15 protein-coding genes and 3 pseudogenes are annotated in these 16,516 nt (G+C 65.5%); 7 read left to right on the top strand and 11 right to left on the bottom strand.

Annotation, left to right across the window (positions count from 1 at the left end; genetic code table 11):
- The first annotated feature begins 12 nt into the window (after window positions 1–12).
- The 4 genes from purS to E3O28_RS14175 are packed head-to-tail and all read left to right on the top strand — an operon-like array spanning window position 13 to window position 2,486.
- The gene (gene purS, locus E3O28_RS14190; RefSeq protein WP_104099452.1) at window positions 13–282 is read left to right on the top strand and encodes a phosphoribosylformylglycinamidine synthase subunit PurS; all 270 of its coding nucleotides are present in this window, start codon (window positions 13–15) and stop codon (window positions 280–282) included.
- The gene (gene purQ, locus E3O28_RS14185; protein WP_104099451.1) at window positions 282–980 is read left to right on the top strand and encodes a phosphoribosylformylglycinamidine synthase subunit PurQ; all 699 of its coding nucleotides are present in this window, start codon (window positions 282–284) and stop codon (window positions 978–980) included. Before purS ends, purQ begins: the two co-directional genes overlap by 1 nt.
- Window positions 981–1,039: 59 nt before the next feature.
- Window positions 1,040–2,143, top strand: a complete 1,104-nt coding sequence (locus E3O28_RS14180; protein ID WP_104099450.1) for a tellurite resistance/C4-dicarboxylate transporter family protein — start codon at window positions 1,040–1,042, stop codon at window positions 2,141–2,143.
- A gap of 10 nt (window positions 2,144–2,153) precedes the next feature.
- The gene (locus E3O28_RS14175) at window positions 2,154–2,486 is read left to right on the top strand and encodes a cupin domain-containing protein (RefSeq protein WP_104194316.1); all 333 of its coding nucleotides are present in this window, start codon (window positions 2,154–2,156) and stop codon (window positions 2,484–2,486) included.
- A 55-nt stretch (window positions 2,487–2,541) separates the two neighbouring features.
- On the opposite strand, the gene E3O28_RS14170 is transcribed toward E3O28_RS14175, so the two are convergent.
- From E3O28_RS14170 to pdhA, 3 genes are read right to left on the bottom strand one after another with little or no spacing between them, the layout of a single operon-like run.
- Window positions 2,542–3,834: a dihydrolipoamide acetyltransferase family protein gene (locus tag E3O28_RS14170; protein ID WP_174721914.1), complete on the bottom strand. Its 1,293-nt coding sequence runs from the start codon at window positions 3,832–3,834 to the stop codon at window positions 2,542–2,544.
- Window positions 3,831–4,847, bottom strand: a complete 1,017-nt coding sequence (locus E3O28_RS14165; protein ID WP_104099447.1) for an alpha-ketoacid dehydrogenase subunit beta — start codon at window positions 4,845–4,847, stop codon at window positions 3,831–3,833. Before E3O28_RS14165 ends, E3O28_RS14170 begins: the two co-directional genes overlap by 4 nt.
- Window positions 4,844–5,974: a pyruvate dehydrogenase (acetyl-transferring) E1 component subunit alpha gene (gene pdhA, locus E3O28_RS14160; RefSeq protein ID WP_104099446.1), complete on the bottom strand. Its 1,131-nt coding sequence runs from the start codon at window positions 5,972–5,974 to the stop codon at window positions 4,844–4,846. The genes E3O28_RS14165 and pdhA overlap by 4 nt, the downstream gene beginning before the upstream one ends.
- 138 nt (window positions 5,975–6,112) lie before the next feature.
- Between pdhA and E3O28_RS14155 the strand changes: the two genes are divergently transcribed.
- On the top strand, window positions 6,113–6,763 hold the full coding sequence (locus tag E3O28_RS14155) for a TetR/AcrR family transcriptional regulator (protein ID WP_134416553.1): 651 nt from the start codon (window positions 6,113–6,115) through the stop codon (window positions 6,761–6,763).
- Here E3O28_RS14155 and E3O28_RS17080 read toward each other — a convergent pair.
- Window positions 6,696–6,958 (bottom strand): annotated as a pseudogene (locus tag E3O28_RS17080) (hypothetical protein); the annotation flags it as partial. The gene E3O28_RS14155 and the pseudogene E3O28_RS17080 overlap by 68 nt on opposite strands.
- 33 nt (window positions 6,959–6,991) lie before the next feature.
- Complete coding sequence (locus E3O28_RS14145) at window positions 6,992–9,799, bottom strand: vitamin B12-dependent ribonucleotide reductase (RefSeq protein WP_134416551.1); 2,808 nt, start codon at window positions 9,797–9,799, stop codon at window positions 6,992–6,994.
- Between the two features lie 457 nt (window positions 9,800–10,256).
- Here E3O28_RS14145 and E3O28_RS14140 point away from each other — a divergent pair, with 457 nt between their 5' ends.
- Entirely contained in the window at window positions 10,257–10,808 is a 552-nt protein-coding gene (locus tag E3O28_RS14140; protein WP_104099443.1) for a cob(I)yrinic acid a,c-diamide adenosyltransferase, read from the top strand.
- A 52-nt stretch (window positions 10,809–10,860) separates the two neighbouring features.
- Here E3O28_RS14140 and E3O28_RS14135 read toward each other — a convergent pair whose 3' ends face one another.
- Window positions 10,861–11,226, bottom strand: coding sequence for a hypothetical protein (locus E3O28_RS14135; protein WP_134416549.1), 366 nt, complete (start codon window positions 11,224–11,226; stop codon window positions 10,861–10,863).
- A 164-nt stretch (window positions 11,227–11,390) separates the two neighbouring features.
- Between E3O28_RS14135 and E3O28_RS14130 the strand changes: the two are divergent.
- Window positions 11,391–11,969: pseudogene (locus tag E3O28_RS14130) on the top strand (wax ester/triacylglycerol synthase domain-containing protein); the annotation flags it as partial.
- Between the two features lie 516 nt (window positions 11,970–12,485).
- Here the strand turns inward: E3O28_RS14130 and E3O28_RS14125 are convergent.
- The 5 genes and pseudogenes from E3O28_RS14125 to mgrA all read right to left on the bottom strand — a co-directional run bounded on the left by E3O28_RS14125 (window position 12,486) and on the right by mgrA (window position 16,477).
- On the bottom strand, window positions 12,486–13,706 hold the full coding sequence (locus E3O28_RS14125; protein WP_134416545.1) for a type II toxin-antitoxin system HipA family toxin: 1,221 nt from the start codon (window positions 13,704–13,706) through the stop codon (window positions 12,486–12,488).
- Window positions 13,699–14,031: a helix-turn-helix transcriptional regulator gene (locus tag E3O28_RS14120; protein ID WP_134416543.1), complete on the bottom strand. Its 333-nt coding sequence runs from the start codon at window positions 14,029–14,031 to the stop codon at window positions 13,699–13,701. Before E3O28_RS14120 ends, E3O28_RS14125 begins: the two co-directional genes overlap by 8 nt.
- A 368-nt stretch (window positions 14,032–14,399) precedes the next feature.
- Window positions 14,400–14,663, bottom strand: a pseudogene (locus E3O28_RS14115) (IS1380 family transposase); the annotation flags it as partial.
- 121 nt (window positions 14,664–14,784) lie between these two features.
- Window positions 14,785–15,303: a hypothetical protein gene (locus tag E3O28_RS14110; protein ID WP_166805262.1), complete on the bottom strand. Its 519-nt coding sequence runs from the start codon at window positions 15,301–15,303 to the stop codon at window positions 14,785–14,787.
- Between the two features lie 148 nt (window positions 15,304–15,451).
- Window positions 15,452–16,477, bottom strand: a complete 1,026-nt coding sequence (gene mgrA, locus E3O28_RS14105) for an L-glyceraldehyde 3-phosphate reductase (RefSeq protein WP_134416541.1) — start codon at window positions 16,475–16,477, stop codon at window positions 15,452–15,454.
- Window positions 16,478–16,516 lie beyond the last annotated feature (39 nt).

Below are 16,516 nucleotides of genomic sequence, written 5' to 3'. Positions count from 1 at the left end.
CCGGAGTGAGCTATGCCAACAATCGTCGTAGAAGTTATGCCCAAGGCCGAGCTGCTCGACCCGCAGGGGAAGGCCGTCGCCGGCGCCCTGGGTCGCCTCGGCAAGACCCGTTTCACCAGCGTTCGCCTGGGCAAGCGGTTTGAACTCACCATCGACGGCCACGTCGACGACGCCGTGCTCGCCGAGGTGCAAGAACTCGCCGACACCGTGCTGTCCAACACGGTGATCGAGGATGTCATCGGCATCCACGTGCTGGAGGCACCCGCCGGAGAGACTCACTGATGCGCATCGGCGTCGTCACGTTCCCCGGTTCGCTCGACGATCGCGACGCCGCGCGCGCGATCCGCCTGGCCGGCGCCGAGCCCGTCGCCCTCTGGCACGGCGAGCACGACCTGCACGGCGTGGACGCGCTCGTACTGCCCGGCGGCTTCAGCTACGGCGACTACCTGCGCTGCGGCGCCATCGCGAGCCTCTCTCCGATCATGGCGGAGGTCATCAGCGCGGCCAACAGCGGCATGCCCGTGCTCGGTGTCTGCAACGGCTTCCAGATGCTGACCGAGGCGCACCTGCTCGAGGGCGGCTTGATCCGCAACGACCACGGCTCGTTCATCTGCCGCGACCAGAAATTGCGCGTCGAGAGCGCCCTCACCGACTGGACCGGTGGTTTCGCGGCCGGCCAGGAGATCACCATCCCGCTCAAAAACGGCGAGGGCGGCTTCATCGCCTCCGCCGACACGCTCGAGCGCCTCGAGGGTGAGGGCCGCGTGGTCGTGCGCTACGTCGGCATGAACCCGAACGGCTCGCTCAACGACATCGCCGGCATCAGCAACATGCGCGGCAACGTCGTCGGCCTGATGCCGCACCCCGAGCACGCGGTCGAGCCGGGCTTCGGCCCCGACACCGTCGACGCCATGCGCAGCGGCACCGACGGGATCACCTTCTTCACCTCCGTGATCGAACGGATGCTCGTCAGCGCGTAACAGCGTCCGCACCATGCGGTTGTCGGCGCGCCGGAGCGCCGGCGCGCTAGCCTGTCAGGGTGACGTCTAACAGCGGTGTGCGTGTGGGTGCCGCTGTCCGAGGGATGCCGCCTGGCTACTTCGCGTTGGTCATGGCCACGGGGATCATCTCGGTCGGGATGCACCTGATCGGCGTCCAGACGCTCAGCTTCATCCTCATGGTCGTGTGTGCCGCGGCCTACCTGATTCTCGTGGCGCTTACCGGGTGGCGGCTCATCGCCTATTCCGCGGCCTTCCTTGCGGACATGCACGATCCCCACCGCGGATTCCAGTTCTTCACTTTCGTCGCCGGCACCAACGTCCTGGCTGCCCGTCTCGCCATCGAGGGCTGGTTCGGCCTGGCGACAGTTCTCCTCGGGGTGTCCGGAATCACCTGGCTGTTGCTCGGCTACGCTCTCCCGTGGTTCGCGGTCCTGGGCCGCAGCGTGCGCCCCGTGCTCAACGCCGCGAACGGGACCTGGTTCATCTGGGTCGTCGCCAGCCAGTCGGTCGCCGTCGTGGCGGCCTCGTTGGAGCCCGTGTCGGGCGATGCCAGGGCACTGCTCGCAGTCCTCGCGATCTTGTCCTGGTCGGTGGGCATCTTCCTCTACGGTGCCGCGGGTGTTTTCGTATCCTTACGGCTGGTGCTCTATGACATCCGGCCTGAGCAGTTGGACCCGCCCTACTGGGTGTCTATGGGCGCGTGCGCGATCACGGTGCTGGCCGGTGCCCGCATCGTCGAAATGGCGGACGCCCCGATGGTGACCGCGACCCGGGGGCTCGTTGCGGGCGTCTCCGTCATGTTCTGGGCGTTCGCCACCTGGCTCATCCCCGTGCTCATCGCGGTGGGGTTCTGGCGTCACGTCACACACCGAGTGCCACTGCGCTACGAAGCGACGCTGTGGAGCATCGCATTTCCCGTCGGGATGTACGCGGTCGCCGGAATCTACCTGGGCCAGGCCGATGACCTTCCACTGGTCGGGCAGATCGGGACCGTCTCACTCTGGGTGGCTCTCGTGGTGTGGTTGGTCATGTTCACCGCGATGGTCCGCCAGCCGCTGCGGGCAGGTGGACTGTTTCGTGGATCCCCTGACCCGCGGCACCTGACCGTTGAGCCCGCAGTCACCGGCCAACCGAGAAAGTGAGAACCGACCCGTGCAGAAAATTTCGATCGAGGCGTTCGCCCGCGAACACCTGAAGGCAGCCGCAGCCGGCACCAGTGGTCGCGCAGCCGGAACGGTCTTCGGCGGCCACGAGAAGGTGATGCGTCAAACCGTCATCGCGCTGCTGGCCGGAATCTCCCTGAGCGAGCATGAGAATCCGGGTGAGGCGACGGTCTATGTCCTCAGCGGGCGCGTGCGGCTAAGAGCCGGCGACGACGTCTGGGAGGGGCGCGCCGGTGATTTCCTGATCGTTCCGGACGCACGGCACAGCCTTGAGGCGGTCGTAGATTCCACGGTCCTGATGACCGTTGCCAAGAAGGGCTAGAACGCCAGATCGAGGACCGCCGCGACAGGCGCGCAGCGGTCCCCCGTGCCGGTGATCAGGCGATGATCGTCCACGGGTTCTCGATCAGTCGGGTCAGCGTTTGCAGGAACTGTGCGGCCACAGCGCCGTCGATGATCCGGTGGTCCGCCGACAGGGTGTAGCGCATCCTGTGCCGGGCAACGATCTCGTCCCCGACCACGACAGCCTCGCGGGCGGTGCCGCCGACGGCCAGGATCGCCCCTTCGGGCGGGTTGATGATCGCGGTGAACTGCTCCACACCGAACATGCCGAGGTTGCTGATGGTGAACGTGCCGCCCGACATCTGACCGGCTGTGAGCTTCTTGGCGTTGGCCAGGGAGACGAGCTGCTTGGCTTCCGTACCGAGCTGGCTGACGGTCTTCTGGTCCGCGTCCTCGATCACGGGAACCACGAGGCCGTTGCCCGAGGCGACAGCCACACCGATGTTGACGCGGTGGTGCACCAGCATCTCGACGCTCGCGTCGTCGATGTAGGACGCGTTGACCTCGGGGTGCTCGCGGAGGGCGAGCGCGCTCGCCCGAATCAGCAGGTCGTTGATGCTCACCTTCGGCCGACCGGCCTGAACGAGTTGCGCGTTCAGCTCGGTGCGCAACTGCACGAGGTTCTCGGCGTCGGCCGCGGCGGTGACGAAGAAGTGCGGAATGGTGCGGGCGCTCTCACCCAGCCGCCGCGCGATGATGCGGCGCATGTTGCTCAGCGGGATCGCCTCGGACGCGCGCTTGTCGAGGGTGTCCGGTGAGGGTGCGGCGGCTGCCGCGCTCGGAGCGACCACGGTCGCGTTAGGGACGGCGGAGTCGGCACCGGGCGCGGTCGCCTGGGCGAGCAGTGCGTCGGTATCCGAGCGGATGATGCGGCCGCCGGGGCCCGTGCCGCGCACCTGGCTCAGGTCGAGATGGTTTTCCCGCGCGAGCTTGCGCACCAGCGGTGACGCGAAGAGGCGCTCACCGCGCCCGGCGGCGTTCCCGTCCGCATTGCCATCGATCGGAGGAACTGCCGGTGCGGCCTCGGCCGCCGGCGTAGCCGCCGGTGCGTCGGCAGCGGCGGCCGGCGTCGCCCCCGGCATGACACTCGGCTTGCCGTCGTCCAGCAGTGCGATGGGCTCGCCGATGGAGACCAGCTTCCCCTCTGCCACGAGATGCTCCGAGAGTGTGCCGGCCTCATAGGCTTCGTACTCCATCGTGGCCTTATCGGTCTCGATCTCGACGAGCAGGTCCCCGACCTCGACCCGGTCACCGGGCTGCTTGTGCCAGATCGCGATCGCGCCTTCCTCCATCGTGTCGGAGAGGCGGGGCATTGTGATTTCGATCATGATTTTTCACCCATCGGGTAGCGGCGGCGACCGACGGCGTCGAGGGTCTGACGGATGGCGCCGATGACGTCCTCCGCCGACGGCAACGCGGCCGTCTCCAAAGGTTTTGAGTACGGGAGCGGCACCTCTGCCATCGCGACGCGTCGAACGGGCGCGTCCAGGTAGTCGAAGGCGCCATCGGAAATCGTGGCCGCGATCTCAGCGCCGATTCCATAGGTCAGCCAGTCATCCTCGAGGATGACGGCGGCATGCGTCTTCTTGACGGACTCCACAACCGTTTCGCGGTCCAGTGGACGCAGACTGCGCAGGTCGATGACCTCGATGTCGAGGCCGTCCGATTCCGCGAGCTGCGCCGCGACCTGCGACGCGACGTGGGCCATCCGTGAATAGCCGATCAGAGTGATGTCGCTTCCCTTGCGGGTGACGGCAGCCTTGCCGATTTCGGCCGACACGTCGCCGTCAGGCACCTCGCCCTTGATGTTGTAGAGCGACAGGTTTTCCAGGAACAGCACGGGGTCATCGTCCCGGATCGCCGCGATCAGAAGCGCCTTGGCGTCGGCCGGCGTGCTGGGTGCGACGACCTTCATCCCGGGGACGAAGGCGTAGAAGAGCTCGATGTTCTGCGAGTGGGTCGCACCCAGCTGCTGTCCGCCGCCACCCGGCGTGCGGATGACGAGAGGCACTCGGGCCTGTCCACCGAACATGCCGTAGATCTTGGCGGCGTGGTTCACGATCTGGTCGAGCGCGAGCAGGGAGAAGTTGATGGTCATGATCTCGACCACGGGGCGGAGCCCGAGCATCGCGGCGCCGATGGCGGCACCGGTGAAACCCTCTTCGGCGATCGAGGTGTCCCGCACGCGCTTCTCGCCGAACTCGTCGAGCATGCCCGCGGTGATCTTGTACGCGCCTTCGAAGAGACCGATCTCCTCACCCATCAGGAACACATTCTCGTCACGCAGCATCTCGGAACGCAGCGTGTCGTGCAGTGCCTGGCGATAGGTCATGATGCTCATTGGTTGACTCCGTAGTCGGGGATCGGTGCCGGCTCGAACAGAGGCTGCCCGGGCAACCGATGGGAGTCATTGGCCACGGCTGTGGCGTAGGTGTAGTCGAACAGGGTCGACACATCCGGGAACGGGCTGTTCTCGGCGAACGCCGCCGCCTCGGTTGCCTGAAGGGTTACTTCCTCGTCGATCTTCGCCAGTTCCTGCTCGTCAAGCAGACCGTCTGCGACCAGCTTGGCGGCGAAGGTGTGCACCGGGTCTCGTTCCTTGACCAGGGACATCTCCTCGTCGGAGCGGTACTTGGCCGGGTCGACGACGGAGTGCCCACGCAGTCGTTCCGTCACGACCTCGAGAAGGAAGGGCTTACCGCTGCGAGCCTGAGCAACGGCACGCTGGGCGGCCTCGAACACGGCGACGGGATCGAGCCCATCGACGCGTTCCGACGCCATCCGGTACGCGGATGCGCGCTTGTAGAGGTCCGGCTCAGCCGAAGCCTTGTCGACCGTCGTGGCCATTCCCAACCTGTTGTTGATGATGACGTAGACGATCGGAAGGTTCCAGAGAGACGCGATGTTCAAAGACTCGTGGAATGCTCCGATGTTCGTGGTGCCATCGCCCATCGTGCACAGCACGATCTCGTCGCCGGCGCGGTAGTCGATGGCCAGGGCGGCCCCCGTCGCCAGCGGGATCTGGCCGCCGACGATGCCGTAGCCGCCCAGCATCCGCTTCTCGAAGTCGAACATGTGCATCGAGCCGCCCCACCCCTTGGACACCCCGTCGGATCGGCCGTACAGTTCGGCCATCACCCGGTTGGGGTGGATGCCGCGGGTGATCGCGTAGCCATGCTCGCGGTAGTTGGTGAAGAGGTAGTCGCTCGGGCGCAGCGCGGACATGAGCCCGACGACCGCAGCCTCCTCGCCGAGATTCAGGTGGCAGTAGCCGCCGATCAGCGCTTGCGTGTAGGCCCGTGCGGCTCGCTCTTCGAACCGGCGGATGAGCATCATCTGGCGATAGAACCCGGTCAAGAGTTCCCGGTCGGCCGGGGAGACATCGGGTTTTGCGCCCGGGGTCGGCCGACCCGGGGAGGTGGTTGGTCGGGACTGGGTCGCCACGGATGTACGCGCTCGAGTGGTCATGAAAGAACTCCCTGCTCGGCCTTCGTGAGGTCGGAGATCGAAGAGTCGCATCGAATTTTAATGATACGAATTAGTTTCATTCTACATCCGAGAGTACGTTTGCGTTTAACGTTTTTTTGAAGATCCGAAGGGCCGGACATGGACTCAGCGACCCCAGCGAGCCCGGTTCGCAAGCGCGGCCGACCCACGGAGGCGGGGCGCGTCGAGCGTCGAGGCCAGATCCTCGACGCCGCGTTGCCGGTCTTCCTCGAATATGGCTTCGGCAAGGCGACGGTGGACCGGATTGCCGCCGCGGCCCGCGTCACCAAGCGCACCATTTACACCTACTTCGGTGACAAGGATGGCGTCTTCACCGAGATGCAGCGACGCCTGGCCGCGAACGTCAGTGGCGAGCCTCTCCGCACGGAGACGCTGGAATCACTCGCCGCGCGTATCGTGTACGGGTTGCACTCGGCCCAGATGATCGGACTACACCGCCTCGTGATCGCCGAGTCGCTGCGTTTTCCCGAACTCGCCCGACGGCTGCACGACAACGGCGACATGCGCCACATCGCGCGCCTCGCAGACCACATTCGGGCCGAGCACGGCCAGGCGGCCGCTGCCCATGCCGAGCAGCTCTACGCACTGCTGCTGGGCGAAGACTACCGGCGGCGGCTGCTCGGGCTGCTCGAACCGGTGACCGCCGCCGAGGCCGCGGTCCACGCTCGGTCCGCGCTGGCCGTCATCCAGTTGACGACGGCGAGCACCCTGTCCGGCGCCGCATCGGCAGCGGGTGCGCCGAGTACGTGATGACGACCCGGTCGTCGATCCTGCCCTGGCGCATCTCGTCGAGGACGTCGGTCAGCTCCTCGAGGCGGCCAGTGGCGACAGCCGGGTGGAGCACTCCACGGTTGTGGAAATCAGGGCTTCGACAAGGTCACGGCGGGTGCCCCCGATCGAACCGCGAATGGTGAGGCCCTTGAGCACGATGTCGAAGATCGGCGCCGACAGCCCACCGCCGTCAGGCAGCGATGGGCCTCAGCTGCAGCCGCTCGTGCTGCCACAGCTTTCGCAGACGTAGCACGAACCGGCCGGACGCATGGCGGTGCCGCACGACATGCACAGCGGCGAATCCAGGCTGAGACCCTGCTGAGCCTCGAGTAGTTCCGCCGAGGAATGCACCGCTCGAGTCGCCCCTGCAGGCGGCTGGGCCGGAGGCAGCACCTGGCTCGGTGGCGCCGTTTCCGTTGCTTCAGAGCCACCCGCATCGAGCTGGGAAACGCGCTCGGCGGTCGTGAAGATCCCCATCGACGAGCGCGTAGCGAACGGCAGGTGGTCCAGGGCCAGGCGGCGGAAAATGTAGTCCATCATCGACTGCGCCATCCGGATGTCCGGGTCATCGGTCATCCCCGCCGGTTCGAAGCGCAGATTGGTGAACTTCTCGACGTAGGTCGGCAGCGGCACCCCGTACTGTAGGCCGATCGAGACCGCGATGGAGAATGCGTCCATGACCCCGGACAGAGTAGAACCCTGTTTGCCCAGCCGGAGGAAGATCTCGCCGAGTTCGTCGTTGGGGTACAACCCCGCCGTGAGATGCCCCTCGGCGCCGGCGACGGCGAAGGACGTGGTGATCGACGTGCGGGACTTCGGAAGTCGCCGCCGGATCGGCGACGCGGGCTGCACGACCGGCACGGACGCCGGGGCGGCCTTGCCGGTCGATAGGGGCTGACCGACCTTGCAGTTGTCGCGGTAAATGGCCACCGCCTTGAGCCCGAGCTTCCAGCCCTGGAAGTAGACCTCCTCCACTTCGTCGACCGTTGCGCTCTGCGGGAGGTTGACGGTTTTGGAGATGGCTCCGGAGAGGAACGGCTGAACCGCGGCCATCATGCGCACGTGGCCCATCGGCGCGATGGCCCTCTTTCCCATGGCGCAGTCGAAGATCGCGTAGTGTTCCGGTTCGAGCCCGGGGGCACCGATGACCTGTCCGTGCAGGGCGATGTGTTCGACGATCGCTTCGGCGGCCTCCTGCGGGTACCCCAGGCCGCGCAGCGCTCGGGGCACGGTCTGGTTGACGATCTGCATGGAGCCGCCACCCACCAGCTTCTTGAACTTCACCAGTGAGAAATCCGGTTCGATTCCCGTGGTGTCACAGTCCATCATGAAGCCGATCGTGCCGGTGGGAGCGAGAACACTGGCTTGCGCGTTTCGCCAGCCGGACACCTCCCCCAACATCAGGGCCTGCTGCCAGGCCGCCGACGCCCGATCATGGATCTCGCCGCTCATGCCACCCGAGGTCTGCAGGGCGATGTCGGCTGCCTCGTGCTTGCGCATGACTCTCGTGTGGGCCTCCGCATTGCGCGCGAAGCCCTCGTACGGGCCAACCACCCCGGCCAGTTCGGCCGAACGCCGGTAGGCGGTTCCGGTCATCAGGGAGGTGATCCCGGCGGCCACGGCCCTGCCCGACTCGGAATCGTAGGCGTGACCGGCGGCCATCAGGAGAGCACCGAGGTTGGCGTAGCCGATGCCCAGCTGGCGGAACGCGCGGGTCGTCTCACCGATGGCCGGCGTCGGGAAGTCGGCGAAGCAGATCGAGATGTCCATCGCCGTGGTGATCAGCTCGACCGCCCGAACGAAGGCATCCGTGTCGAACACGTCCTCCCCCGGGACGGCGTCGGCGCGCAGAAACTTGAGCAGATTGAGCGAGGCCAGGTTGCAGGACGAGTTGTCGAGCGACATGTACTCCGAGCAGGGATTCGACGCCGTGATCCGACCCGATTCGGGATTGGTATGCCAGTCGTTGATGGTGTCGTCGTACTGGATTCCCGGGTCGGCGCAGTCCCACGCCGCTTGGGCGAGTTGACGGAACAGGCCCGGTCCGTGCACTGACTCGATCTCGCTTCCGTCCTGCCGGGAGGTGAGGGAGAAGCTGGTGCCGTTTTCCACGGCTCGCATGAACTCGTCACTGACCCGAACGGTGTTGTTGGCGTTCTGGTACTGCACGCTCGCCATGTCCGCACCGCCGAGGTCCATGTCGTAGCCGGCATCCCGCAGAGCACGGATTTTGCCTTCCTCCCTCGACTTGGCCTCGATGAATTCCACGATGTCCGGGTGGTCCACGTCGAGCACCACCATTTTGGCAGCACGCCGGGTCGCCCCGCCGGACTTGATCGTGCCCGCGCTGGCATCGGCGCCGCGCATGAACGAGACGGGCCCACTGGCCGTTCCGCCGGAGGAGAGCAGTTCCTTGGAGGAACGCAGTTGGGACAGGTTCACCCCCGCCCCAGAACCGCCCTTGAAGATCATCCCCTCATCGCGGTACCAGCCGAGAATGGACTCCATTGTGTCCTCGACCGAGAGGATGAAGCAGGCGCTGACCTGCTGCGGCGATGGCGTCCCGACGTTGAACCACACCGGGGAGTTGAACGAGAAGACCTGATGCAGGAGCAGCCAGGTCAGTTCCGCACCGAAGACCTCCGCGTCGCCGTCCCCGGCGAAGTACCCGTTCGCCGACCCGGCAACCACATACCGCGTGACCACCCGGTCGAGCAGCTGCTTGAGGCTGGACTCCCGCTCGGGCGACCCGATGGCCCCGCGAAAGTACTTGGTGCTCACAATGGTGGAGGCGTTCGCCGACCAGGTGTCCGGGAACTCGACACCCTTCTGCTCGAAGACGGTTTCGCCATTCTTCCAGTTCGTCTGCACGACATCGCGAAGCTCCCAGACCACCTCGTCGTACGGGTGGACCCCGGGCGTGCTGAAGTGGCGCTCGATGGCCAGTCCGGCACTATGCGCACCCTGATCGCTTCCGTCAGACCCGGCTTCGGCGTTCTGATTCCTGCTACTCACGTTCGCTCCCCACTCTCGACACCCGAATGCCGAATTACTACCAGTGGGCGTCAACTCCTCAGTGAACCACTACATGTAGTGATTGTGTTTTTCTGCTTCGGCTCGGGCGTGTCCTCGACGGGCAGTGCTGCAGAAAAAAGCCCGCCTGGCGGTGCGGAGCAGGGCTGCACGCACAGGCCGGCCGATCAGTGCCGCGCCGTCGGCCAGGACGACGGCCCGCATCAGATCCCCACCAAAAAACGTTGCGCTGCTGAAGGGGAAAATCTGAGCCCCGCGGCGCAACCACGTCGATAGAGGGGTGGTGTTCCGTGCGGTGTGCAGCATCCCGACGGTGGCCGGGCACCCGCGCACCGACGGCAGACAGTCGCACCGGCACGCGAATGCATGAAACGATGGATTTGTCCGGAACCGGCCCAGCTTCGTCAACCTAGTCCGGCGATCAACGGGAGGCCACGAAATGGCAAGAATCTACACCAGAACCGGCGACGCCGGCAGCACCGGGATGCTTCATGGCGGCAGGGTCTCCAAGGGTGATGAACTCATGGACGCGGTCGGCGACATCGACGAAGCGGTGTCTGCCCTCGGTCTGGCGCGAGCGGGATGCGCCGAGCCCGAGCATGCCGCGATCCTGTTCCGCGTGCAGCGCGATTTGTTCGTCGTCGCAGCTGATCTGGTCGTGAACCCAGCTCACCGCGACCGCCTCGTCCCGCGCATATCGCTGGTCGTTCCGGACATGGTCACTGAGCTGGAGGGAATCATCGACGGGCTGGTGACCGCCCGGCCGCTGCGGCCGGTTTTCCTCATCCCCGGGTCGACGCCCACCGAGGCCGCCATCGATCTGGCCAGAACGGTGGTGCGGCGGGCCGAGCGGCACACGGTGCGGGCCGGTGTGGTCGGGCATCCGGTCAGCGACGACGCGCGGCACTACCTCAACCGGCTCTCCGACCTGCTCTACGTGCTTGCCCGGCACTCGGCGGGCCCCGAAACAGAGCCTGCCAGCCACGACTGAGGACGACTCAAAATTGAATTCTCTCCCTCGCCGGTTCCTCCTCCGCTTAGCCTCAATACCGTTCAGTTAAGCGGTTGAGTGGTGATTTCTGGCTCGTGGAGGGGTAGTACACGGTCGCGAGTTCTATCGCGGAGGCCTCGGCCGGATCAAGGATCGTGGTCAGCAGCCGGTCGGCGTCAGGGTTGTCGCGTCCGTCGTCGATCGTGTAGTCCACGACCCGCACGGTCAATGGTGGTGTCGACTGCCGCCCCGGGCCCGAGGTCGGGATGATCGTCGCCAGCCAGGACCCGTCAGCGAGGGTCTCCTGATGCCGAGGGCGGAGGTTCGTCTTGACCCACCAGAGCAGGTCAGCACCCGTCGCTGCCGCTTGAGCCCACAACCGGAAGCCGGAGAAGCCGCGGTCGGCGAGGACCACCATGCCCGGTTCAAAGCGTCCTGCCAGCTCTCGGGAGAGTTCAATTTCCGACGTCGTGCACGGGCCCATCACCGCGTCCAGAATGGCATGCGTTCCGCACTCAGCCAGGGCCACCAGGCGTGCTTGCGGGAAAGCAGATTGTTCGCCCCGGCTGACCGGCCCCCGGGGGCGAGCAGGCGGTACTCGATCTAGCCGCAGTGCTGCTCGTCACTCCGCTGCCGCGCACCCGTGCGCTCTGGGCAGCCACTCTTGTCACCGGAGTAGCGCGGCACCAAGCCGCGTTGATCGTCGTCTTTCACCACGTGCTCGCCGACGGCGTGGCTGGCCTGGTCGTGCTGGGCGGGCTCGTAAACCAGTCGGACGCTACCGGGACGCCCAGGGCCGTGGGCCCGAAGACGCGTGAATCCGATTTCCCGCGGCCGCAAGCCTCCATTCGCCAGCTTGCCATCGACGCCTGGACCCGCCGGCTAGGTTCACTGCGAGCTCTCCCCGCTCTGCTGCGCCGCCTCCGCGATGCGGCCCGGGAATTGCGGTCGGTGCGGTGGACGCGCCTGAGGTCAACCTCGCTCAACCGGCCGACCGGCCCGCGACGAAGCCTCGCTACGGTCACGGTGACGCTGGACGGGATCCGCAACGCCGGTCACGCCCAGAAAGCCACGGTCAACGACGTCGTGCTCACCGCGATCGGTGGCGCACTGCCGAACTCTCCTGCCACTGGCCAAGGCCCTGCACGAAGGTTTTACTGAGGCAATTTGGGAAAGTCGCGTCGGGGCCGCTGCCGGGTAACGTTCCGACGAGACCGCCCAGGATGCACCGGTCGATCGCGACGAGTCGCCCGAGTCCCCGCAATAAATTCCTTAGCCGACATTCAGCCCTAGAAGTCGGGCACGTCGGGCAGAAACTGCTGCGGGCGCGGGCTGTGCCATCCACCAATAACGTTGTTCCCGACGATCTGCACGACGCCAATGGTCGGCCGGGCGAGTCCGGTCAGTATCTAACGGAATCCAATCCTCGCAGAACCCTCAGCGAATATGGAGCGAGGGAGAGCTCCATCGACCGAGTCTCTGTTGCGCGCGGTTAGCCTCCGCGCAACAATGCCCCTCGAACGGCTTATCCGATTAGTCCTACGCCTGGTCTCGGAAATCGCGGATACCGTGCTCGCTCCGGCTCTTCAGCGCCAGCGTGAGCAGATGAATCAGATCGCGAAACCCCCGCTACCGGCGTCGGGTACTTGAACACTCGGTCCGTCCAGCCTTCTGGGCTCATCCGGCAACGAACGCGCAAGCCATGAGGTCAATTTCGCTTTCCGAGATGTTGAGTCGGCGGGCTTCCACGACCCACCCGGAAACAGCGGCCTTGACTTCTAACAGCAATGCGACGGCGTCTTTCACACGGAAGTACCGAGCCACGTCTAGGAGGGCGGCGGTGTCCGCGAAAAAGGTGTCGTAGTCGATGGACGTGGACAACTCCTTGGGTCCCGCTGCCGGGTTGGGGTTGAGGTCGAACGCGGGTGACAAGTCCCAGCTGCGTGTGGTGTCCGACCGGAGGAACCCGTGGTTTCTGAGATGGTCGTCGGTGTTAGAGATCAGGATTGAGAACGCGATCCGGCGCCACAGCTCGCGAAGGTCACGCGTCGCAGATGAGGATGACTGCTCAATGACCTCGGCGATTTCCAAGTAGCTGCGGTGCTCGCCATCAACTGCTTCGAGCATCGTCATAGCGCTCACATATCCGATGCGACGATCCCCGACTCTGTCGAACCTGTTGAGCAGCAGCACGTTCCGGCCTGCGACACTCATCAATTCAGTGCGCGGCGTTCGAATGCCTGCCCGGCTGGCCAGCGTCAGAGCAAGCTGCTCCCACGCCATGACGTCCCATTCGTCGGAGGCAACACGGGGGAACTTCGCAATGAGCAATGCACCCCGGCCGTTGACAACGGCAGCTTTGGGCCGGGCACCACCGATAGAGCTTCCCGCACGCAGGAGTAGCCGCAACGATTCGTCATCGGGATGGTCGCTCTCAACAGATTCAACAGCGTGGAGAAGTCTCGGCAGGCCGACCAGGTGCGGCACGCTTGCAGCCGCCGGCCCCAGCCAATCAGTGGTCCCCGGACGACGGAACCGGAAGGCGCCCTGACGAAGGTCGTCGCGAACACCGAGCGTGTAATCAAGTTCGCCGAATTTGCGTGCAGCTCCACCGCCTTGTGCGGCACGGTGGTGTTCGGATCTTTCGATGAGTTTGCGTCCCCAGCGGTCGGGAGCGCAGTCCGTGAACGCCCCGAAAAGGCGACGCCCGTCCGCAGTGTTGAAAGACCCGGATGAGAGGGGTAGTCCCGGATCGAGCGAGTACGCGTCTGGTCTGGCCAGATAATCGATGTCGTAGGTGAAAGTGGCGCTCTCGGAGTTGCGTCGACGATGCGCGTAGACCGTGCCCGCGCGGACGTCGACACCGTCTATTTGCACCCAGACTTCCGCGTCAGACATCGGCCTGTTTCTTCGGCCGGCTCTGACGCACACGCTGCGGGAGAAGTTCCTCGGAGCGAAGCCGGCCGATGTCGCTGCGATAAGGGTCGGCGCTCTCAACGACCGTGTCCATGATTCCAAGTGCCCGGAAGACACGCAGCGCGGTCTCGAGGCTGACGCCTCCCAGCCCCGATTCCAGCTTGTGGAGGGTTGCCCGGCTCATGCCCGCGCGATCGGCGACCTGCGCAGCAGTCAACCCGAGAAGTTTCCGCCACGTCTGAACGTCTGTACCAAGTTCACGGAGAGCACGCCGGACGGGGATGGGGGTTAATCGCTTCTCAACCATTGACTCTCCTCCCTAACGTCTATTATTTTATACACTAACGTTTATAAAGCATTTGATACTTCGCCTTAGATTGGTTTCCCGTCTGCGGCGGATCGCAGCGCACCGGACGAGTGTGCCGCGTGTCGGGCGTGTGGCGGGCAGACTCCGGTGCCTTTACGGGCGGAGAGGTTCACGCGTGCCCACATTTGGCAGGAATGTCGGGTGCGGCCCAAGCTCACACGACTCACAAATCGCACCAGACTCACAAGACTCACGAGGGACTGCCTCGAGTTCAGTTGACTCCAGGGGTGAGTGGTTTCAGGCGGCCGCGCGAGCCGGGCGAATGGCCCCTTCGATCTCCGCGCAGGCGCCTGATGTCTGGCATCGGCGAAGAGTTTCTTCATCCCGCCGTGGCGGAGCAGAGCCATGTCATCGATCGAGTCCGCGCCGGCGAGCATCCCCGCGACCAACGCGGTGACTTTCAACCCTGCGTTCGCCCCGAGGTACCCCGGCAACGTCAATCACCGGCTGGCAAGCTCGCCTAGGCCCGTGGAGGCGGCCAACATCATCGCAGGGACGAGTCCGGCGGCCGACACGAGATTGGTGTCATCGAGGGACGCTGACAAGGCCGTGGACCTACGGAAAAATTGCATCTACGAGATGCCTTTCGTGTCAGTCGAAATGAACCCTGAGTGAGTTCTATTTTTCCTGATCTGGAAGGCATTCTCTGTTTAACGCGCCGTCAACTCCCCAGCCTCACCGGTGGATTGAGGCTTAGGACACCGTGACCAACACCGGGGGGACCGGCAGACGAGGTGACGGCGTGCGTCGAGCACCCCAGGTTCGCCGCCATCCGGCACGGTCGGGACCGGATGCCGCCGACAGGCCCCCCGGTGGAACCGTGCGTGCTCGGGCGGTCGGCCGTGCACTGACGTCGGTGAACTCCGGGACCGCAATTTCGTGGTCGATGACCGCACCGTCGGCGATGAAAGCCCCACGGCCGATGTCCGTGTTGCTGGCCAGGCGCGCCTCGTTTCCGACAATCGCATCGGCCCCGACATGCACGTTCGCGCCGACGAAGACCCGCGCGCCGATGATCGCCCCGTGGTCGATCCAGCTCCCCTGCCCGATCCACGATTCAGGCCCGACCTGGGCGTCACTTTCCACATACGTTGCGCTCGACACGTAGGCGCTCGGGTTCACTTGGGCACCGGGCGACACCAGTCCACGCCCGTTCTCGTGACGCCGGTACTTCGTCACCTGGCCCTTCTCGAGTTCCACTTCCACACTCATTCTTGCCACTAGCAGTCTCCTCGATCTCATCGTGTGATTTATTAAAAGGATAACTCTGCTTTTAATAACCTGTCCAGGAAAGTTGCCCGGCGATCACGGCGCGGGCGCCGCAGCGGCCCGCCCGAATCATCCGTCGATGTCACCCGGGCTAGACGGCGCTGGACGGCTCCCACAGGTTGATGCCCATGTCGACGGCGTGCTCGTCGATCGCCGTGATCTCGGCGTCGGTGAACGCGAGGTTGTCGATCGCGGCGATGTTCGTCTCCAACTGCTTCACCGAGGAGGCGCCGACGAGCGCCGTGGTGACGGTTTCGCGTCGCAGCACCCACGACAGGGCGAGCTGGGCGAGCGACTGACCGCGGGCATCCGCGATCTCGGTCAGGGCACGGATGCGCCCCACCGTCTGGTCGTTCACCATGTCGCGGCTCATCGAGCCGGCCTGCGAGGCTCGGGACCCCTCGGGCACCCCGTTCAGGTAGCGGTCGGTGAGCAGCCCCTGCGCCAGCGGGGAGAAGGCGATGCAGCCGACGCCGAGGTCGTCCAGGGTGCCGAGCAGTCCGTCTTCGACCCAGCGGTTGAACATCGAGTACGAGGGCTGGTGGATCAGCAGCGGCGTGCCCATCTCGGCCAGGATCGCGGCGGCCTGCCGGGTGCGCTCGGGCGAGTACGAGGAGATGCCGGCGTACAGCGCCCGACCGCTCGTGACGGCCGTGTGCAGCGCACCCATCGTCTCCTCGAGCGGGGTGTCCGGGTCGGCCCGATGGGAGTAGAAGATGTCGACGTAGTCCAGGCCCATGCGGCCGAGGGACTGGTCGAGGCTCGAGAGCAGATACTTGCGGGAACCCCACGAGCCGTACGGGCCCGACCACATGCCGTAGCCGGCCTTGGTCGAGATGACCAGCTCGTCGCGGTGCGGGGCGAAATCCTGCGCGAGGTGCACGCCGAAGTTGCTCTCGGAGCTGCCCTTGGGCGGGCCGTAGTTGTTGGCCAGGTCGAAGTGGGTGACGCCTAGGTCGAAGGCGCGGCGCAGGATGGCGCGCTGCGTCTCCATCGGTGCGGTGCCGCCGAAATTCTGCCAGAGGCCCAGCGAGATCGCGGGTAGTTTGAGGCCGCTGCGCCCGGTGCGGCGGTAGGGCATGGAGTCGTAGCGGGTGTCCGCGGGAAGGTACGTCATCCCTTCAGACTCGCACAGTCGGCTGGGTAGCCCTCTGCC

This window comes from Cryobacterium sp. TMT2-14 (assembly GCF_004402465.1).
GTDB classification, from domain to species: domain Bacteria; phylum Actinomycetota; class Actinomycetes; order Actinomycetales; family Microbacteriaceae; genus Cryobacterium; species Cryobacterium sandaracinum.
The sequence above is the reverse complement of the archived record's forward strand: the minus strand, read 5'-3'. Positions and strand labels throughout refer to the sequence as shown.